The 19090-nt window shown below is 72.2% G+C and carries 16 protein-coding genes and 2 pseudogenes; 10 read left to right on the top strand and 8 right to left on the bottom strand.

Annotation, left to right across the window (positions count from 1 at the left end; translation table 11 throughout):
- Window positions 1-62: 62 nt before the first annotated feature.
- A complete protein-coding gene (locus tag BKH28_RS04805; RefSeq protein ID WP_075417722.1) occupies window positions 63-923 on the bottom strand; it encodes a MurR/RpiR family transcriptional regulator in 861 nt (286 codons plus the stop codon).
- 377 nt (window positions 924-1300) lie between these two features.
- On the opposite strand from BKH28_RS04805, the gene BKH28_RS04800 reads away from it, so the two are divergent.
- Both BKH28_RS04800 and BKH28_RS04795 read left to right on the top strand, forming a co-directional pair.
- On the top strand, window positions 1301-1681 hold the full coding sequence (locus tag BKH28_RS04800) for a thioredoxin family protein (RefSeq protein ID WP_075417721.1): 381 nt from the start codon (window positions 1301-1303) through the stop codon (window positions 1679-1681).
- Between the two features lie 137 nt (window positions 1682-1818).
- Complete coding sequence (locus tag BKH28_RS04795; RefSeq protein ID WP_075417720.1) at window positions 1819-2760, top strand: macro domain-containing protein; 942 nt, start codon at window positions 1819-1821, stop codon at window positions 2758-2760.
- Window positions 2761-2783: 23 nt separating this feature from the next.
- On the opposite strand, the gene hemL is transcribed toward BKH28_RS04795, so the two are convergent.
- The 6 genes and pseudogenes from hemL to BKH28_RS04765 form a co-directional block, all read right to left on the bottom strand.
- Window positions 2784-4196 (bottom strand): glutamate-1-semialdehyde 2,1-aminomutase, encoded by a 1413-nt coding sequence (gene hemL / locus BKH28_RS04790; RefSeq protein ID WP_430515698.1) that lies wholly within the window; start codon window positions 4194-4196, stop codon window positions 2784-2786.
- A 175-nt stretch (window positions 4197-4371) separates the two neighbouring features.
- Window positions 4372-5421 (bottom strand): porphobilinogen synthase, encoded by a 1050-nt coding sequence (gene hemB, locus BKH28_RS04785; protein WP_075417746.1) that lies wholly within the window; start codon window positions 5419-5421, stop codon window positions 4372-4374.
- Window positions 5422-5538: 117 nt separating this feature from the next.
- Window positions 5539-6285, bottom strand: a pseudogene (locus BKH28_RS04780) (uroporphyrinogen-III synthase); the annotation flags it as partial.
- 4 nt (window positions 6286-6289) lie between these two features.
- Window positions 6290-7393 (bottom strand): hydroxymethylbilane synthase, encoded by a 1104-nt coding sequence (hemC, locus tag BKH28_RS04775; RefSeq protein ID WP_075417718.1) that lies wholly within the window; start codon window positions 7391-7393, stop codon window positions 6290-6292.
- A 129-nt stretch (window positions 7394-7522) separates the two neighbouring features.
- Window positions 7523-9313: a protoporphyrinogen/coproporphyrinogen oxidase gene (locus BKH28_RS04770; RefSeq protein ID WP_256695489.1), complete on the bottom strand. Its 1791-nt coding sequence runs from the start codon at window positions 9311-9313 to the stop codon at window positions 7523-7525.
- A gap of 156 nt (window positions 9314-9469) precedes the next feature.
- A pseudogene (locus BKH28_RS04765) lies at window positions 9470-10912 on the bottom strand (uroporphyrinogen decarboxylase); the annotation flags it as partial.
- A 188-nt stretch (window positions 10913-11100) separates the two neighbouring features.
- On the opposite strand from BKH28_RS04765, the gene BKH28_RS04760 reads away from it, so the two are divergent.
- The 7 genes from BKH28_RS04760 to BKH28_RS04730 all read left to right on the top strand — a co-directional run bounded on the left by BKH28_RS04760 (window position 11101) and on the right by BKH28_RS04730 (window position 17946).
- Window positions 11101-12597: a glutamyl-tRNA reductase gene (locus tag BKH28_RS04760; RefSeq protein ID WP_075417717.1), complete on the top strand. Its 1497-nt coding sequence runs from the start codon at window positions 11101-11103 to the stop codon at window positions 12595-12597.
- Window positions 12590-13969 (top strand): ferrochelatase, encoded by a 1380-nt coding sequence (locus BKH28_RS04755; protein ID WP_075417716.1) that lies wholly within the window; start codon window positions 12590-12592, stop codon window positions 13967-13969. Before BKH28_RS04760 ends, BKH28_RS04755 begins: the two co-directional genes overlap by 8 nt.
- A gap of 40 nt (window positions 13970-14009) precedes the next feature.
- Window positions 14010-14807: a hydrogen peroxide-dependent heme synthase gene (gene hemQ, locus BKH28_RS04750; protein WP_075417715.1), complete on the top strand. Its 798-nt coding sequence runs from the start codon at window positions 14010-14012 to the stop codon at window positions 14805-14807.
- Window positions 14808-14977: 170 nt separating this feature from the next.
- Window positions 14978-15475 (top strand): Dps family protein, encoded by a 498-nt coding sequence (locus BKH28_RS04745; RefSeq protein ID WP_075417714.1) that lies wholly within the window; start codon window positions 14978-14980, stop codon window positions 15473-15475.
- Window positions 15476-15654: 179 nt separating this feature from the next.
- Complete coding sequence (locus tag BKH28_RS04740; protein WP_075417713.1) at window positions 15655-16362, top strand: hypothetical protein; 708 nt, start codon at window positions 15655-15657, stop codon at window positions 16360-16362.
- Between the two features lie 195 nt (window positions 16363-16557).
- Entirely contained in the window at window positions 16558-17055 is a 498-nt protein-coding gene (locus BKH28_RS04735) for a Dps family protein (RefSeq protein ID WP_178388828.1), read from the top strand.
- A gap of 252 nt (window positions 17056-17307) precedes the next feature.
- Complete coding sequence (locus tag BKH28_RS04730) at window positions 17308-17946, top strand: hypothetical protein (protein WP_143224066.1); 639 nt, start codon at window positions 17308-17310, stop codon at window positions 17944-17946.
- A 652-nt stretch (window positions 17947-18598) separates the two neighbouring features.
- On the opposite strand, the gene BKH28_RS13765 is transcribed toward BKH28_RS04730, so the two are convergent.
- Complete coding sequence (locus BKH28_RS13765; protein ID WP_256695488.1) at window positions 18599-18799, bottom strand: hypothetical protein; 201 nt, start codon at window positions 18797-18799, stop codon at window positions 18599-18601.
- 4 nt (window positions 18800-18803) lie between these two features.
- Here BKH28_RS13765 and BKH28_RS13760 point away from each other — a divergent pair, with 4 nt between their 5' ends.
- A complete protein-coding gene (locus BKH28_RS13760) occupies window positions 18804-18944 on the top strand; it encodes a hypothetical protein (RefSeq protein ID WP_256695487.1) in 141 nt (46 codons plus the stop codon).
- Window positions 18945-19090: the final 146 nt, after the last annotated feature.

Here is a 19090-nt window from a genome sequence, read left to right as displayed (position 1 = left end):
GTCCATCGGTACTGGTGCGTTGGTGCGTCGGCCGAGGCGGAGTTCGGCGGTTGGCGGAGCCGCTACAGGTAACCGCGCATGAGGGCGAAGGTCTCCTCGACCCTCTCGGCGCGGAGGTGCTCAGGGTGCTCGGCTGCCACCGCGTCCAAAATCGCCTCGAGAACGACGAGTGTGGCCGCCCGTGTCCGGAACATCGCCTCCTGGGTGACTAGCGGCGTCGTCAGAAGGATGTCCGCCAGGGGCACGAGCGGCCCGGTGCGCCGATTGGTCAGGAGGATCGAGGCTGCGCCGCGTCGGCCTGCTAGGCGCAGCAGGGCTTCGACGGGAGCCGGGTGGCGGTCGAAAGTCGCAACGAGGACGACGGCGTCGGCCTCCAGTCCGGCCAGGGCGTGCGCCCAGTGGTCGGTGCCGTCCAGGATGGTGACACCGCCTCTGAGGTAGGAGAGCAGGAGGCCGAAGTACTGCATGAGGGGTCGTCCCGTGGCGACAGCGCCCAGGTAGAGGGGGCGATCGGTGTCGCCGACCAGCGCACAGGCGCGGGCGAATGCCTCCGTATCGATCGCGGAGGAGCATCCGGAGAGCACCTCCTGAGCTGAGCCGACGCGCTGCTCAAGGACGGACCGGGGTGACGACGCAGCGTCGTCATGCATTTGCCGGAGGCGATCAACCGGTGAGGACAGCTCCTCGCGCACGCCGATGCGCAGGCTGCGACTCATGGCGCGGAAGTCGGAGTATCCGAGCTTGCGAGCGAACCGGCCCACCGTCGCCGAGGAGACCCCCACGGTGCGGCAGACCTCCTCGAGGTTGAGCAGGGCGGCGCCGGGCAGGTTGTGCTCATAGAAACGGGCGACGTCGAGCTCGCGTGCGGTGAGGCGGGCGGACGCGAGCCTGTCCAGAAAAGGACTGTCCTCAGATGGCTCCACGGCGTCCAATTTATCGGAGTCGCCAGGTCGGAAGCTGTCACTCGCGTCCGTGGGAGGTTCTGACGTCGTCGGGGACATTTCTGTGCGGCCGGGGGCAGTCTGCGCGTCCGGGGACCGGATTCCTGTCCCCGGACGCGCAGGGTGTCCCCGTCCGGGGCGGTGTGCACCCGGCCGCGTGGAGTGTCCCCGGCCGCAGGAGGTAGGGGGGCGAGTGGTGCCGGTAAGAGTGTGGGCGGCAACGGCAGGAGGATGCGTGGTGCCGGTGGCAGGCCGAGCGGCCCCGGCAAGAGGACGGACGGCCCCAGGAATAGGCTGGGCCCTGGTCGTGTTGGCCGCAGTGGAACCGATATGTCTCCGCAATCTTGAAAGGAACGCTCATGGCCACCAAGAACATCACCGGCCCCGAGTTCAAGGACACCATCCACGGCGAGGGCATCACCTTCGTTGACTTCTGGGCCTCCTGGTGCGGCCCGTGCATGCGCTTCGGCCCCATCTACGAGAAGGCCTCCGAGGCCAACCCGGACATCACCTTCGCCAAGGTCGACACCGAGGCTGAGCAGGACCTCGCCGGGGCCCTGGGCATCTCCTCGATCCCCACGCTCATGGTCTTCCGTGACAATGTGCTGGTCTACCGCGAGGCCGGCGCCCTGCCCGCCCCCGCGCTGGACTCTCTCATCACGCAGGTGCGCGAGCTCGACATGGACGAGCTCAAAGCCAAGATCGCCGAGGAGGAGGCCGCCTCGGGCGCACAGGCCTGATCCGTCACGCACCGTGGGGCCGTCCTCCGGCCCTCCAACCGTCCGACATCGCCCGGAAACCCGCCGTTTCCGGGCGATGTCGCCGTCTGTTACCCGGCTCGCCCACCCAAGGGCAGAACATTACGTTTTGATATCCTATGATGGCCCGCGTGAAGTTGGAGTCCCACGTCAGTCACGCTGTCAGAGCCCGATGGGCGGTCCCCGTCGGTGCCTCGGGCCGCGACGCGTTGGTGCGCCACCTCGTCTACGCCTTCCTGCGCTCCGACCCCGAGGGGGCCACGGACTGGATCGACTCGACGGTCCCCACCGACCCCGACGAGCTGCGCACCATGCTCGACTTCCTCCTCACCGCCCGCCCCCCGGCGCCCCTGCCCGAGGACATCGCCGCCGACCTCGACACCCTCCTGGAGGCCGAGGCCGCCGAGCGCGGCATGGTCGACGCCACCGAGATCCCGCCCCTGGCCATCACCGACCACGTGCCCGGCCTGCTGGGCCGCAACGTGGCCTTCTGGCGTGGCGACCTCACCCGGCTACGCGCCGGCGCCGTCCTCAACGCCGCCAACTCCGGGATGCTCGGCTGCTTCGCCCCCGGGCACCGCTGCATCGACAACATCATCCACGCCGTCGCCGGGCCTGCCCTGCGCGCTGAGTGCGCCCGCTACATGACCTGGGCGGAGACCTTCGACCCCACCCGACGTCAGGGCGGGGAGCCCGCCGGCCGGGCCGTCTTCACCGGCGGCTACCACCTGCCGGCTCAGCACGTCATCCACTCGGTGGGGCCCGTCATCGAGGACGGGCGCAGGCCGACCCTGAAGGATCGGCGCCTGCTGTCCTCGTGCTACACGAGCGTCCTCAACGTCGCACACGCCGCGGGGCTGGGCAGTGTCGGCCTGTGCTCACTGTCCACGGGCGTCTTCGGCTACCCCAAGCGGCAGGCCGCCCTGGTGACCCTGGAGACGATCGGCCGCTGGCTGGCGGCCCACCCCGACTCCCGGATGCGCATCGTCATCAGCCTCAACGCCGACGTCGACGTCGCCGCCTACGAGGCCGCCCTCGCCCCGCCGCCCTGGCGGCCTTAAGGGGCGGGGCCCGCTGAGGTAACTCAGTTCGCCGTCGCCCGGGCGGCGGCGCGGGCGGCCGCCGGGGCCGCAGCCGCAATCGCCTCCAGCTCCGCCTCGCCGTGTGCGGCCGAGACGAACCAGGCCTCGAAGACCGACGGCGGCAGACCCACCCCCGCCTCGAGGAAGGCGTGGAAGAAGGGCCCGTAGCGCCAGGTCTCCTGAGCGCGGGCGGCCTCATAGTCGCTCACGCCCTCATCGGCGGCCCGCTGCCCGAACATGAAGGAGAACAGCGAGCCCGCCCGCTGCACGCGGTGGGGCACGCCCTGCTCACTCAGGGCCGCCGAGACCACCTCGCCGATGGTCCGGGCGTGCTCGGCCACTGAGGCGTAGACGGCGTCGTCGGCCAGCTGGAGCGTGGCCAGGCCGGCTGCCGTGGCCAGCGGGTTCCCCGAGAGCGTGCCCGCCTGGTAGACGGGGCCGTCCGGTGCCAGCAGGTCCATGACCTCCGTCCTCCCGCCGACGGCGGCCAGCGGCATCCCGCCGCCCACGACCTTCCCGAAGGTCACCAGGTCCGGCACCCAGGCGGCGCGCTCGTGCCAGTCCGCGCCCGGCCAGGAGGGGGCCGCGGCGTCGGCGGGCTCAGAAGGAGCGGCGCCGGCGGCGGTCTCGGCCGCGAAGACCGGCAGGTTGGAGGTCCAGCCGTCGACGGACTCCAGCCCCCACCAGCCGGCCGGGCCCACCCGGAAGCCGGTGAGGACCTCATCGAGGATCATGAGCGCGCCGTGCTCGGCGCTCACCCGGCGGATCGCGGCGTTGAAGCCGGGCGCCGGCGGCACGATGCCCATATTGGCCGGGGCGCCCTCGGTGATGACCGCGGCGATCTCGGCGCCGCGCTCGGCGAAGCAGGCCTCCAGGGCGGCGACGTCGTTGTAGGGCAGGACGATCGTCTGGGCGGCCACCGCCGCGGGCACGCCCGCACTGCCCGGCAGGCCGCCGGTGGCCAGGCCCGAGCCGGCCGCCGCGAGCAGACCGTCGCTGTGCCCGTGGTAGCAGCCGGCGAACTTCACCACCAGGTCGCGGCCCGTGGCGCCGCGGGCCAGGCGCACAGCCGTCATCGTCGCCTCGGTGCCGGTGGACACGAAACGCACCTTCTGCGCGGACGGCACCCGGCGGCGCACCTCCTCGGCCAGGAGCGTCTCCGTGGCGGTGGGGGCGCCGAAGGACAGGCCGCGGGCGGCCGCCGCCTGGACCGTGGCGACGACCTCCGGGTGGGCGTGGCCCAGGAGCGCCGGGCCCCACGAGCCCACCAGGTCCACGTAGCTCCGCCCCTCGGCGTCGGTGACATGGGCGCCGCTCGCCGAGGCGATGAACCGCGGCGTGCCGCCCACCGAGCCGAAGGCGCGCACGGGGGAGTCGACTCCCCCGGGGATGACGGCGCGAGCCGCCTCGAACAGGGAGGTGTTGGTGGAAGCGGTGGTGCTGGAGGGCCGGCCTGTCGGCTGCGATTGCTGAGTCACGGTGATCCTGTCGATGAAGAGACTGGTCAGGGCCGGTTCGGGAGGTGGCCTCGCGCCGACCGGGGCTGATTCCCAACCTACCGGAACGATCCTGCCCTCTGTGGCTCTTGTATCAGCGCAGGGCCGGGTTCTCGGCGATCTCCCGGGCCCAGTAGGTCAGGACCATGTCCGCCCCCGCGCGCACGATCCCCAGCACCGACTCGGCGATGACGCGCTCGCGGTCGACCCACCCGCGCTGCGCGGCCGCCTCCACCATCGCGTACTCGCCGCTGACCTGGTAGGCGGCCACCGGCACCGGTGAGGCGGCGGCGACATCGGCCAGCACGTCCAGGTAGGGGCCGGCCGGCTTGACCATGACGATGTCCGCGCCCTCGGCGACGTCGAGCATCACCTCGCGCATGCCTTCGCGACGGTTGGCCGGGTCCTGCTGGTAGGCGCGCCGGTCACCGGTGAGCGTGGAGCCCACGGCCTCCCGGAACGGCCCGAAGTAGGCCGAGGCGTACTTCGCCGAGTAGGCCAGGATCGCGACGTCGTCATGGCCGGTGGCGTCCAGGGCGGTGCGGATCGCGGCGACCTGCCCGTCCATCATCCCCGACGGCGAGACCATGTGCGCGCCCGCCTCCGCCTGGGAGACGGCCATGGCCTGGTAGGTGGCCAGCGTGGCGTCGTTGTCGACCTCGCCGGCGCGCGGGTCATCGGGGCGGATGAGCCCGCAGTGGCCGTGGCTGGTGAACTCGTCCAGGCAGGTGTCCGCGCACACGACGACCTCGTCCCCCACCTCCGCGCGCACCGCCGCGATCCCGCGGTTGAGGATGCCGTCCTCCGCCCAGGCCGCCGTGCCGGCCTCATCCCGGGTCGCGGGCACGCCGAAGAGGTCGATGGCGCCGACCCCGGCCTCGGCGCAGGCGGCGGCCTCGCGGCGCAGCGAGTCCAGCGTGTGCTGGACGACGCCCGGCATCGCCTCCACGGGGTGGGGGGCGTCAATGTCCTCGCGCACGAACACCGGCAGGATGAGGGCGGCCGGGTCCACGACGTGCTCGCGCGCCAGGCGCCGCATCGCCGGGGTGGTGCGCAGGCGCCGCGGCCGGACCGTGGGGGCCTGCGGGTCGGGGACGGAGCGGCGCGACAGGAAGTCGGCGGCCGGTCGAAGGGCGTCAGTCATGAGGTACTCCTGAGTGGGGGATATTGCTGGATTCGACGTCACGACGCCGATAGTGGCCTGAAGGATCCCCTCGGGCGTGGGGGAGGGGGCGATGGCGGCGACCGGCAGACCGAGCTCGCGGGCGGCGGCCGCGGTGGTGGCGCCGATGGCCACCAACCGAGTGGCTCCCGGAGGCGGGCCGAGCAGCTCCAGGACGGCCCGCGTCGTGGACGGGGCGGTGAGCACGACCGCATCCACACCGCCGGTGCCCCACGTGCTCGCCAGGCCCGGGAGCAGGTCGTGGGCGTCGGCCGTGACGGTCGTGTAGGCGGCCACCTGCTCCACCTCCCAGCCCGCCTGACGCAGGCCGTCCGCCAAGGCCGGGTCGGCCAGGGCCGATGCCGGCAGCAGCACGCGCCGCGCAGCATTCGGTGCTGGCGAGGGGTCGGTAAGCGCGGGCTCCTCCAGGAGGGCGGCGGCCGATCCCCGGGCCACCAGGTTGGGGGCGGTCCCGGTGAGCTCGGTCCACGTGCGTGCGGTCGCCGGCCCGACGACGGCCACCTGCAGCGCTGAGGGCACCGGAACCTGTAGGTAGGGCGCCAGTGCCTCGACGGTCCGGGCCGAGGTGATCACCAGCCAGGCGGCCTCGCCCGCCGCGATCCTGCGCGCAGTCGCCTTCAGCGCCGCCGCATCCCCCGGAACCGTCCGAGTCACGGCAGCCCGCAGCACCCTCGCCCCAGCCCGCTCCAGCGCCGAGGCGATGCGGTCGCGCTCCTTGAGGCGCGGCAGCAGAACCGCCCGCCCCGACAGCGGCGCCCCGCCGCCCTCCCGGGGACGGCCCGGAAGGCTTTCGGCCGAGCTGTTGCGTGACGCGGACTGCTCCATGGCCTCAGTCCCGCCGGGGCTTGTTGGCGTGCAGGTCGACGATCTGGTCGGCACCGTCCTCCAACAGGACCTCGGCCGCCCTGGCCCCCAGCGCCTCGGCCGCCCGAACCGCCTCCGCCGCGTCCCCGGCGGCCTCCGGCCCCTCAGTGGCCTCGGGAAGCTCGGTGCTCAGCTCGCAGCCGACCTCCTGGCGGCCATCGAGTGAGGTGACCACCGCCCGCAGTACAAGAACCCGCGGCTCGCGGTCGCCGCCCCGCAGATGCGCCCAGGCCCCCACCGGCGCCGCGCAGCCCGCACCGAGCCGAGCCATGAGCGCCCGCTCCGCCGTCACCGCCAGACGTGTGGGCTCATCGTCGAGCACCGCCACCGCCCGGGCCAGCTCCGCAGAGTCCTCGCCGGTTCGCGCCTCCACGGCCAGGGCACCCTGAGCCGGCGCGGGCAGCATCGTCTCAAGATCCAGGACCTCGCTCGCGCAGTGCTCCAACCCCAGACGCCGCAGCCCCGACAGGGCGAGCACCACCGCGTCCAGGTCACCGGCGGCATCGGCCCGCGCAGGCGCCACCGGCTCATCAGTACCGACGCCGACCGCCTCCAGCCCCCGCACCCGCGCCAGGCGCGTGGGCACGTTACCGCGCAGGTCCACCACCTCCAGGTCCGGGCGGGCGGCCAGCAGCTGGGCGGCCCGGCGCGGCGAGCCGGTGCCCACGCGGGCGCCGTCGGGCAGGGTGGCCAGGGTCAGGCCGTCGCGGGCGCACAGGGCGTCGCGCGGGTCCTCGCGCGACGGCACGCAGATGACCTCCAGGCCCTCGACCGGCTGGGTGGGCAGGTCCTTGAAGGAGTGGACCACCAGGTCCACCTCGCCGTCCAGGAGCGCATGGCGCAGCCGGGCCGCGAAGACCCCCACCCCGCCGAGCTGACGTAGGGGGGTGCGGTCGCCGTCGCCGTCCGTGCGCACGGTGACCAGGTCGATGCTCAGGCCGCCGGAGCCCTCGCCGGGAGCGCCGGCCGCCATCAGCGCCTCGGCCACCTGCCCGGACTGGGTCAGTGCCAGGCGCGAGCCGCGCGTACCCAACCGCAGCCGCCCGGAGTCCGTCCCCGTCGTCGTCATGCATCCCCTCCTCGTGCGCGGTTCTCAAACGTCGCGTTCGTACCGTAGGGCTCGCCTTCGTACCTCGGAGGTACGAACTCGCTACCTAATATACGAACGCGACGGCCGCCCCCGCCTTGGCACGGCGCCTTACCCGCCATGGGGGCTCACCAGGCGTCCGGCCGCGGTGCGGGCGTGCTCGACGACGGCCGCGATCCCGGTCCCCGCCACCCACGCCCCGGTGACCTCCAGTCCCGTCACCGGCGCCAGCTGTTCCTCCAGGCGCGTCGTGCGCTCCCGGTAGGCGGGCGTCACCGGCGGCAGCGTCCCGTCCCAGCGCACCAGCATGTGGTCGATCACCGCCTCCGGCTCGATCCTCACCCCGGTCAGGGCCGCCACATCATCCAGCGCCGCCTGCAGATCCACCTGCGGGCGCGGCTGACCGGGCCGACCGTAGGACAGGCGCAGCGCGTGGACGTCCGGGCCGTGCAGCGCCCGCAGCTCGGCGCCGACCCACGGCCACTTGGCACTCAGGTGCGACAGCGCCTTGGCCTGCGCCGGGCAGGTCAAGGCGCTCGCCGATCCCCCACCGGGCTCCGTCCCATCAGGCGCCACGGTGCCGGCCGACGACGCCGCAGTGGCGGGGTCAGCAGGGCCGGCGGGCGCCACGAGCAGCCCCGAGCCCACCGGCTCCTTGCTGAGTTCCGGCGCCCGCGCCACCAGCGTGAAGCGGGCGATCGGCGCCCCCACCGGCACGGTCAGGTCCGTCGCGCTCGCGGGCAGGCCGGGAATCCCCCGCAGCAGCCGCAGCGCGGCACCCGCCGAGCAGGCCACGACGACGCGGTCCGTCACCACGACCTCCTGCGCACCATCGGGCACCGGCTCATCCGACGGCGTCGGTCCCCGACGTGTCGGGGCGATCCCCACCCGCCAGGCGGCCGGAGCCTCCCCGCCCGCGCTGTCCTCGACGTCGCCCGGCCGCAGCCACTGAGCGCCGGTGCGGGTGCGCACGCTCCCGCCGCCGGCCTCGATGGCCTCGCGCAGCGCGTCGGTGAGCCGGAACAGTCCGCCCTCGACGGCCGCGTCCACGCTCCGACCGCCCGCCCCGTCCCGGCGGGCCCGACGCCGCTCCAGCACCGCCGCCACAGCGGCACTCAAGGACCCCAGCTCCGCCGTGGCCCGCCGCAGCCCGGGCATGACGACGTCGGCCGCCAGGTCCGCCGGGTCCGCCGAGTGGATGCCCGCGACGATGGGCCGCACGAGGCGCTCCAGGACTCCGGCCCCCATCCGTGCGGTCACGAAGGAGGCCAGGTCGGCCGGATCCTCGGGGCCGGTTCCCACAGTGCCGGGCAGGTCGGCGTCCTGCGCGGCCCGGTGCGCGGCCCCCTCCCCGATGACGGCGACGACGTCGGCCGCCAGCGGGTCCGCAGGGATCCCCAGGTAGGCGTTGTCAGGAAACCGGTGCAGCGCCCACTGGGGCGATCCTCCGCCGGCGCCCGGCGCGAGGGGCGGAAGGAAGAGCCGGGGCCGGCCGTGCGGGGCGGCGGTGCGCAGCCCCAGCTCGGCGAGCATCGAGGTGGCCGCCTGGCCGCGCACGACGAAGCCCTCGGCGCCCAGGTCCATCTGCGCCCCACCGATCCTCCCGGCCGCGACGAGCCCGCCGGTGTAGCCGCGCGCCTCAATGAGCAGCGGCCGCAGCCCGGCGCGCACCAGATCCCAGGCGGCCGTCAGCCCCGCGATCCCACCGCCGACGACGAGCGCGTCCCAGCGCCGGGTCGGCGCCTGGGGGCCGGCAGCGCCCGCCGGCCGGGCGGCGGCCCCGGAACCGTCCGGGCCATCCAGGCCGCCTGAATCGCCGGAACCACCGGAACCGTCCGAACCACCCGGCGCCCCGCACTGCTTCGTCCGGTGGCCCCCGGCGGGCTGCGTGTGCTCAGTCATTCAGTGCTCTTCCCGTCCGGGGCGGCGCGTCGTGCGGGCCAGGGGCCGTCCTCCAGGCCCTCGAGGCGCCTGCCGTCCGGGCTCCTGCCGGTCCCGCCTGCTCACGCTCGACCCGCCGGCCGCCTCGGCCGTCTGAGCCGGCGCATCGGTGACGGCGTCCCAACCGGCCAGCGCCACGGACTCCCAGTCGGCTGAGTCGTGCACCCGCGCCACGATCCGGGTGAGGACGTCCGCGTCAGTGGCCGGCGGAACCCCGTGCCCCAGGTTGACCACGTGCCCCGGCGCCGCGCGCCCGGCAGCCAGCACCGCGTCGACCTCCTCAGCCACCAGCGGCCACGGCGCCGCCAGCAGCGCCGGGTCGAGGTTGCCCTGGACCGGGCAGGCCCCCGCCTGCGGGTCGGCCCCGGCCAGCGCCTCGATCGCCTCACCCAGGTCGATCCGCTCGTCCACGCCGACGGCGTCGGCCCCCGCCTGCCGCATGAGCCCCAGCAGCCGGGCGGTCCCGGTCCCGAAGTGGATGAGCGGCGGAGCCTGGCCGGTGGTGGGGGATATGGCACCCCGGGCCGCATCCAGCGCGAGCGCCGAGTAGGGGGCCACGCGCTCGCGGTAGGCGCGCGGGGACAGCGAGCCCGCCCAGGAGTCGAAGAGCTGGGCCGCGGCCGCCCCGGCGCGCACCTGGGTGGCGATGAACTCGCCGGTCAGGCGCGCGCACCACGTCATGAGCCGGTCCCAGGAGTCGGGGTCGGCGCGCATGAGCGTGCGCGCCGCCAGGTGGTCGCGGCTGGGTCGGCCCTCCACCAGGTAGGCCGCCAGCGTGAAGGGCGCCCCGCCGAAGGCGAGCACCGGCGTCCACCCCGCCGCCCCGGCGCTGTGCTCCAGCCCGGCGCGCGCCCGCTCACTCAGCCCCTCGCGCAGGCCCGGCACCTGCGGGCGGCCCAGCTCGACGACGACGCGCCGCACCGCCTCCTCGACCGCCCCGACGCCCTCGGCCCCGGGGCCGTCACCGAAGCGCTGGGCGACCAGCTCGCTCACCTCGCGGCCGCTGCGCACCGGGGCGTCGAGAACCGGCCCGACGCCCTCCTCGATCCGCACCCCGACGCCCGCCAGGCGCAGCGGCACCATGATGTCGGAGAAGAAGACGGCGGCGTCGACGCCGTGGCGCCGCACCGGCTGCAGCGTCACCTCCGCCGCGAGCGCGGGATCCAGACAGGCCTCCAGCATCGGCACTCCGGCGCGCGCCCGCAGCGCCCGGTACTCCGGAAGGGACCGTCCCGCCTGACGCATGAACCACACGGGCGTGCGCGCAGGTCTCCGCCCCGCCAGCGCCTCCAGGAGCGCCGGCCCTGTCGCGGCCCCGGCCTGCCCGGCAGACCCTGATGCCACCTCGGCAGACCCGGCCGCCGGCCCGGCGTCCCGACCGGTCGTCTCCCCAGCGGCTCCCGGACCGGCCCCGCTGCCGGCCCGCTGCCCGCTCGGCGCCGTCTGCTCGGAGTCGATCGAATAATTGTGTGAACCGCCGGTGACGAAATCGCCGCTATCGGGTGAAGAATTCTGACGCCGCGTGCTTTCCCTGCGATAGGGGAACTGAATGCGAGACATATCGGCTGCCTCCTGTAAGTAGTGGTCAGAGGGGGTTTATTTCGCGTGGTGATGCGGCATCTCAGGCGTCGATCAGGTGCTGACAGAGTGTCAGAAATATGGTGGTGACACATTGTCGTGATGTGGGTTTGCGTCGCCACGCCGCTATTGTGCCCGCACCCCGCGGTGATGTTTCAATAGCGCTCGTTGTGACTACTCATCTTCTCTCCGCCGATCATCGACTGCCGGGCCTTGACGTCGTCGCCCGGCTCGGGGTGGTCGCCCCGGGGCTGGGGCCGGACCTCCTGGAGGCGGTCCCAGCGCTGCGCGGGGTCCTGGTCCTGTCCACCTGCAACCGCCTGGCCCTCCTCATCGACGCCGACTCCTGGGCCGACACCGGGTGCCCGGCGGCCCTGCACCCGGACCTCGGTCCGAGTGTCGGGGGTCAGTCCGCGGCGGCGTCGGATCTGGGTGAGACAGTCTCCGCCTTCCTCGCCGAGCGTGCCGGGCTCCCGCCGAGCAGCCTCCTGCTGTCCCACCTGGTCGGGGCGAGCGCCCGCCGGGAGATGCTCGCCATCGCCGCGGGTCTGAGCTCGATGGTGGTCGGCGAGGCCCAGATCGTCGGCCAGGTCCGCCGCGCCGCCGAGACCGCCGCCGCCGAGGGCACGCTCAGCCCCGAGCTCGTGCGAGTCGTCGAGCGCGCCTCGGCCACCGCCCGCCGGGTGGCCCACGAGACCGAGCTGTCCGGTCAGGGGCGCAGCGTCGTCGCCGTCGGCGTGGATCAGGCCGCCGGCCACCTGCCGCCGCTGGAGGGCTGCCGCGCCCTCATCATCGGCACCGGCTCCTACGCCGGCGCCACCGTCGCCGACCTGCGCGCCCGGGGCCTGAGCGACATCGCCGTCTACTCCGCCTCCAACCGCGCCGAGGCCTTCGCCGCCGGCCACGGCCTGCGGGCCGTCCCCACCGGCTCCCTGAGCCAGGCCATGAGCCGCGCGGACCTCGTCATCACCTGCCGCGGCACGGGTGGGCCGATCCTCACCGCCGAAGTCGTCGCCCCCGTCGCCGCCGACCGCCTCGGCTCGGCCGAGGGAGCCGGCCGCCCGCTCGTCATCCTCGACCTGGCCCTGACCCGCGACGTCGACGAGGCCGTCGGCGCCCTGCCCGGCGTCGTCCACCTCGACCTGGCCCGCGTGCGCGACGCCGTCCCCGAGGTAGCGGCGCAGCAGGTGACCGCCGCCCGCGCCATCGTCGAGGCCGAGGCCGCCGACTTCGAGCGCACCCTGGCCGGCCGGGCCATGGACCCCCTCATCACGGCCCTACGCGCCGAGGTGGGCCGTGTCGTCGCCGAGGAGGCGGCGCGCCTGCGCCCGCAGCCCGCCCGCCGGCTCGCCCTGGCCGTTCCCGCCGTCGACGGGCGCGCCGGAACCGGCGTGAGCGGTGTCAACAGCGCCGACGCCGCCGCGGGGGCCTGTCCCTATCGTGACGCCCACGCCGAGCCCGGCTTCGAGGCCGCCGGCGAGATCGACGGCGAACCGATGGTGTCTCTGGCGCAGGCCGAGCGCGCCCTCCACCACCTGGCGGCCCGACTCCTCCACCAGCCCACCGTCATGGCCCGCCGCGCCGGCCAGGAGGGCCGCGAGGACGCCTACCGTCAGGCCCTTGAGCTCGTCTGGGGCCTGGAGAGTGCAGGAGAGGACCATGACTGATACCGCTGCGCCCGTGCCCGGCCCCACCGAGGCGTCGCCCGCCCGCCCGGCCGCCGACCCGCTGGCCCCCTACGACGCCGTCCTCCTGCTGTCCTACGGCGGGCCCCGCCGCCCCGAGGACGTCCTGCCCTTCATGCGCAACGCCACCGCCGGCCGCGGCGTGCCCGACTCGCGCCTCCTGGAGGTCTCGGGCCACTACCAGGGCTTCGGCGGCGCCTCCCCGATCAACGCGTGCAACGCCGAGCTGCGCGACGCCCTCCAGGCCCGCCTGGCCCAGCGCGGCTCGTCGTTGCCGATCATCGTCGGCAACCGCAACTGGCACCCCTTCGTCAGCCAGGCCCTGCGTGAGCTCGCCGACGCCGGGGCCCGCCGCGTCCTGGCCCTGCCCACCGCGGCCTTCGGCTCCTACTCCGGGTGCCGCCAGTACCGCGAGGACCTGGCCGGCGCCGTCGCCCTGCTCGCCGACGGCGCGGACGGCTCCACCGGTGACGGGTTCGAGGCCGACGCCGCCGCCCGGGTCGGCGGGGACGGGGGCGGTCCCGTGGAGCTCACCGTGGACAAGGCGCGCCCCTACTACAACACCCCCGGCCTGCTGCAGGCCAACGTCGATGCCATTGTCGAGGCCTACGGCGCTCTCGCCGAGCAGGGGGTGGCGGCCGCGGACGCGCGACTCGTGCTCGTCACCCACTCCATCCCCCTGGGTATGGAGGCCGGCTCCGCCCCGGGGGAGGGCCCCGAGAGCGCCCACGGCGCACTCGGCGCCTCCGATGTCTCCGGCCCGACCGAGGCCGGGCGGCGAGAGCCGGGCGTGGCCGCCGACCTGTCCACGGAGGTCTCCTACGTCGCTCAGCACGAGGCGCTGGCCGCCGTCCTCGTGCGCGAGGTCGCCCGCCGCCTCGACCTGGAGACGGTCGAGGCCGACCTCGTCTACTGCTCGCGCTCCGGCCCGCCGCAGGCCCGCTGGCTCGAACCAGATGTCAACGACCACCTTGAGGCGCTGGCTGCCGGGCACCTGACCGACGGCAGCCCCGTGAGCAGGCCTGGAGGCGTCGTCGTGGCCCCCTTCGGCTTCATCTCCGACCACATGGAGGTCGTCTTCGACCTCGACACCGAGGCCGCCCAGACCGCCCGCGACCTGGGGATGCCCTATGCGCGCGCCGCCACCGTGGGCACCCACCCGGCCTTCGTCGACTCCCTCGTCGACATCCTCTTCGAGCGAGCCGCGGCCGCCCGCGGTGAGGACGTTCGGCCCGACTCGACCACCGGCGTCGGCCCCTTCCACACGGTGTGCCCGGACTCGTGCTGCCGGAACGGGGCCAGCCACCCCGGCTCACACGGTCACCACGGGACCGACGGCGACGGCTCTCGATAGTCCCCATCCCAGTAGCTCCGATAAGAACCAGGAGAAGAGAATGAGCACCGACACCCACGGCCAGCACGGACACCCCGGTGAAGGCGGCCTGCACCGCTTCGAGGACGAGGAGCGCCGCCCCCACCGCGACCCGCGCGACGCCACCGACGTCGACCTCGAGGCCATCAACAACCAGTACCACTACACCCTGTACGGCGTCTTCCGCCTGACCCGCCCGCTGCCCGCCTCTCAGCCCGAGCGCGAGCAGCTCCTGGGGGAGAGTGCCAACTTCATCGAGGCCGGCGGTGTGACGACGCGCGGCTGGTACGACGTCGGGGGCCTGCGCGCCGACGCCGACCTGCTCGTGTGGTGGCTCGACGACGACCCCGAGGTCCTTCAGGACGCCTACCACCGCCTGCGCGGCAGCGCGCTGGGCCGCTACCTGGAGCCGGTGTGGTCCTGCATGGGGCTGCACACGCCCGCCGAGTTCAACCCCCGCCACGTGCCGGCCTGCCTGGCCGGGGTGGCGCCGCGCGACTGGGTCATGGTCTACCCGTTCGTGCGCTCCTACGAGTGGTACCTGCTCGATCCCGAGGAGCGCTCGCGTATGATGGCCCAGCACGGGCGCCACGGCTTCTCCAAGTACCCCGACGTCAAGGGGTCGACGCTGTCGACCTTCGGCCTGAGCGACTACGAGTGGATCCTCGGCTTCGAGGCCGACAGCCTCGACCGGCTCGAGGGGGTCCTGCACCACCAGCGCTACACGGAGGCACGCATGCACGTGCGCGTGGACACGCCCTTCTACACCGGGCGGCGCGTCAGCCCGCAGGAGTGGGCCCAGCGCCAGCCCTGGGCCTGACCGGGCCGGGGACATTTCTCTGCAAGCGGGGACTGTTGACGCGTTGGGGGGACAGGAATCCTGTCCCCCAACGCGTCAACAGTCCCCGTCGGCGGCCGGCCGGGCGCGGTGCGTGCGTTTCTCTCTCAGCGACCGGCCGACTCCGGAAGAAACGGCGTAGGGTGGGGTGCATGAGTGCAGAGACTGCAGCAACACCGTCCGTATCATTCGCCTTCACTGCCTCCGTGGCCCTGAGCGACAGCCTCCAGCGCGTCCTGGTCGACCTCATCGCCCTGGGGGTGGCCACCAAGCAGGCCCACTGGAACATCGTGGGTGAGAACTTCCGCGACCTTCACCTGAACTTCGACGACGTCGTCGACATCGCCCGCGAGGGCTCCGACGAGGTCGCCGAGCGCATGCGCGCCATCAACGCCGTCCCCGACGGCCGCCCGGCCACCGTCGCCGCCGACGCCACCGTCCCGACCCTGCCCAAGGATGAGATCACCGTCTCCGAGGGCGTCGCCTACGTCGTCTCCGCCATCGAGGCCGTCGTGTCCACGCTTCGGGGCGTGCACGACGCCGTCGACGACGAGGACCCGACGTCGGTCGGCATCCTGGAGGACCTGACCGGCAAGCTCGAGCAGCAGGCCTGGTTCATCTCCTCTGAGGACCGCAAGCCCGTGCGCTGAGTACAGCTGTCCATGTCCGACGCCGGCGGGCGGCTCCGGGGTTGCCGGGGTCGCCCGCCGTCGTCGGGTCGACAGGTGGAGCGCGGTCGACGAAGGTCGAGACACGTTCGTGACCTTCGCGGTAGTGTCGATGGGTTGGTTTCCGCCGGGTTGAATCCGGCCGACAGTGAGGAGCCCCCGTGGCACGTGCCGAGAACCGCCCCGCGAGTCGAGCCGGGGCCCGCCGCCGAGCCGCCGCACTGGGCTGCTTGCTGCTTGCCGGCTCGCTGGCCCTGACCGGCTGCTCCTCCAACGACTCCAAACCCGGTGGCAAGGCGCCCGCAACGAACAGGGCCGGCTCCGCGGCGCCCTCGACGTCGGCCCCCTCCGCTGCCGCCACGGCGTCGGGCACTGCCGGCACCGTCACGGCCGCCTCCCTGTCCGACACTCAGCTCGGGTACACCATCACCGCGATCCCCGCCGGTCTCGACACCAAGCGGGTCGCGATCCTCGAGGACTTCGTGGCCTACGACCACATGTCCTGGAAGCTGTGGGTCGGCGGCGGGCAGGACACCAGCAAGGTCCCCACCGTCACCACCGGCAACCTCCAGCAGCAGCTCATCAGCGACGCCGACAACCTGAAGAACAAGGGCCAGAAGGTCAAGACTCCCGTCAAGGTGGCGATCTCCGAGGTCGCCATGAGCGCCGACGGCCAGAGCGCCACCGTCTCCTACTGCGTGGACCTGACACAGGTGACCTACGTCGACGCGCAGGGCAAGGACGTCACTGACCCCTCCAACAAGGCGCGGATCCCGGCGAAGAACACCATGGTGCCCGGCAGTGACGGGCACTGGCTCGCCTCTGAGGAGGAGGAGACCGGTGAGCCGAACACCTGCAAGGTCGGCTGACAAGGAAACGGTCCGGAGGGTGAGCGAACTGTTAGCCGCATCGTCCCATCGACGGGCGGGGCTGGTTGTCCACCGTCGCCGTCCCACCCGTGAAGCCTATCCTGGCAGGTGAGCCTTGGTTTCAGATGAGGTATGGCTTGCCTGTGAATCATAAGTAACACCCACAGAGGTTCGCGATGTAGTAAAGTGATGGCCATGAACGCAGACACCATGACCACGCCGTCCATCAACCTCGCCTTCACCGCCTCCGCAGCCCTGAGCGACAACCTCCAGCGCGTCCTGACCGACCTCATCGCCCTCGAGCTCGTCGGCAAGCAGATCCACTGGAACATCGTCGGCCCGAACTTCCGCGACGTCCACCTCAACCTGGACGACGTCGTCGACATCGCCCGCGAGGGCTCCGACGAGGTCGCCGAGCGCATGCGCGCCATCAACGCCGTCCCCGACGGCCGCCCGGCCACCGTCGCCGCCGCCACCACCGTCCCGGCCGCCCCCGAGGGCGAGATCCTCACCGGTGAGGGCGTCGCCTACATCGTCTCCGCCATCGAGGCCGTTGTCGCCACCCTGCGCGGTGTGGACGAGGACGTCGACTCCGAGGACCCCACCTCCTCCGGCATCGTCGAGGACCTCATCGGCAAGCTCGAGCAGCAGGCCTGGTTCCTCTCCGCCGAGGTCCGCAAGCCCGTGCGCTGAGACGGATCAAGGAGCGGCGCAGCCGCAGCTGACGACGGTGGGCGACCCCGAGCACTTCGGGGTCGCCCACCGTCGTTTATTCAGGCGTCGGCCCGACTCGTGCCGGCCCCGGTCGCGACGATGAAAACAGCCGAATAGGCATGGGGGTCAATCCCCATGGGGCGATAGTGACGGGGCGATATACGGGCGGGTATGGTCAATTTGCTCACGAATATGTGGGGGTTTGATCGTTCTGGCTTGTGGAGGTAGCTCATGTTCCGCCGTCGTCGCTTATGCCTGTGGGGCGGGCTGGTCCTGGTCTCCTCATGCGCGCTGGCGGGATGCTCGCCAAGCAGCGCCAAGCCGGGGGGTGTTGTTCCGCCTTTGAGGACTGCCGGCGCGGACGCCTCCGCCGCGGCCAGTGCCTCAGGCGGCGACGCTCCCGTGACGGAGAGGTCGCTGTCGGATCCGACGACGTCGTACACCGTGGCGTCGATCCCGAAAGACCTGGATGCGGAGCAGTCCCAGGTGATCAAGGCCTATGTCGACTACGACCGGGCGACCTGGGATGCCTACCGGGACATGAACGGAACGACCGCGGTCGAGTCCGTCACCACCGGGGATCAGTACCAGGCCTTCAAAAAGGTCTACGACGAGCGGGCCGCCGCCGGGCAGCACGTTGAGGGCGAGGCCAGCACCGCCATCACCTCGGTTCAGATCAATCCCGATCGCTATTCATCAACGGTGACGGTGTGTGCCGATGAGACAAAGGTCCGTCTGATTTCTCAAGACGGGGCACAGGTTCCCTCAGACGACCTCGGCCACAAGATCTCCCTCGCGGTGAGCCTGATCAAAAATGATCAAGGCTGGGTTGTCAACTACTCCTCAGTGGAAAGCGTGGATCAATGCTGAAGACAATGGTGAGGCGCGTCGGCTTGGCGACGGCGACGTGCGCGGTGATCGCTCCTCTCGGTATGCTTCCGTCGACCCAGGCTTTTGCGGAGGGGGGAGGCGTCTCGGGGCACTCCTCCCAGGGCTCCGATGGCGGCGTCAATATCTCCGTGTCAGTGTCCTACAACTCCGCCACCTCCGGATCGAAGGGGGGCGGTGGAACAACGACGTCCAGTCGTCAGGTTTCGACACAGGTGCAGCCTGTGTGCCGTTATCAGAAGGGGCAAAGTGGTGCTGAAGCGGCCGCTTTCTTCAAAGATTCCAAGAGGACTAGGTTTATAGATTCTTATAATTCCACTCATCCAAACTGGCGAGATCACGAGAATGATCAAGAGGGACACTGGTATTACCCGTTGTGTGTCCCTTCGGCTGGAATGAGCACCGAGGAGTACGGTAGATTATCTGAGGAATTTCACGCAAAGAACGGCCTCGTGTATGTTCCTGCCGGCGGCCAGCCGCCTGCGCCAGTCATTGACGGGGGGACATTGGCTAAGGCGGCTTGGAAGGCGGTGGAGATTCCGCCTCCATCAGTGGAGATGAATCCACAGATGGGTGATGACGTGCAGACCTTGGTCGGTGTGGAGAACTGGGTGTGGGCGAGTGCGGATACGCCTCAGTCGGTGACGGCGACGGCGACTGCTGGGCCGGTGACGGCGACCGTCACGGCAACGTCATCTGGTTTGACGCTGTCGGCTCCGGATAGCAAGGTCTCATGCCAGGGATTCGGCACTCCGTGGCGGCCGGGGATGCCGGAGGGGAGCAGCTCGTGCACGATGACCTTCACGCGCAGCTCGGAGCATCTGGGCGGGATCACGTCGGTGAAGACGGGGGTTTCCTACAGCGCCTCCTACACGGCCACCGATGGCGCTCAGGGGAGTCTGCCGTCGGTGTCGACCTCTGGGAGCCTGTCGCTGAGGGTGGGGGAGGCGCAGAGCCTCAACACCGGCCCCCAGAACTGACCGGCCCCACCGCACCGCCAACCAGCGGAGGAATCCGGCTGCGGGAGGAAGATCATTCCTCCCGCAGTCCTTTATTATTTCTCACCTCTTGTCTCCTCCTACTGGATGGTGTGCGGCATCCGGGAAGCAAAAAGGTGGTCTGGGAA

The organism is Actinomyces oris, from assembly GCF_001937665.1.
GTDB lineage: Bacteria > Actinomycetota > Actinomycetes > Actinomycetales > Actinomycetaceae > Actinomyces > Actinomyces stomatis.
This window is presented reverse-complemented; position numbering and strand designations above follow the sequence as displayed.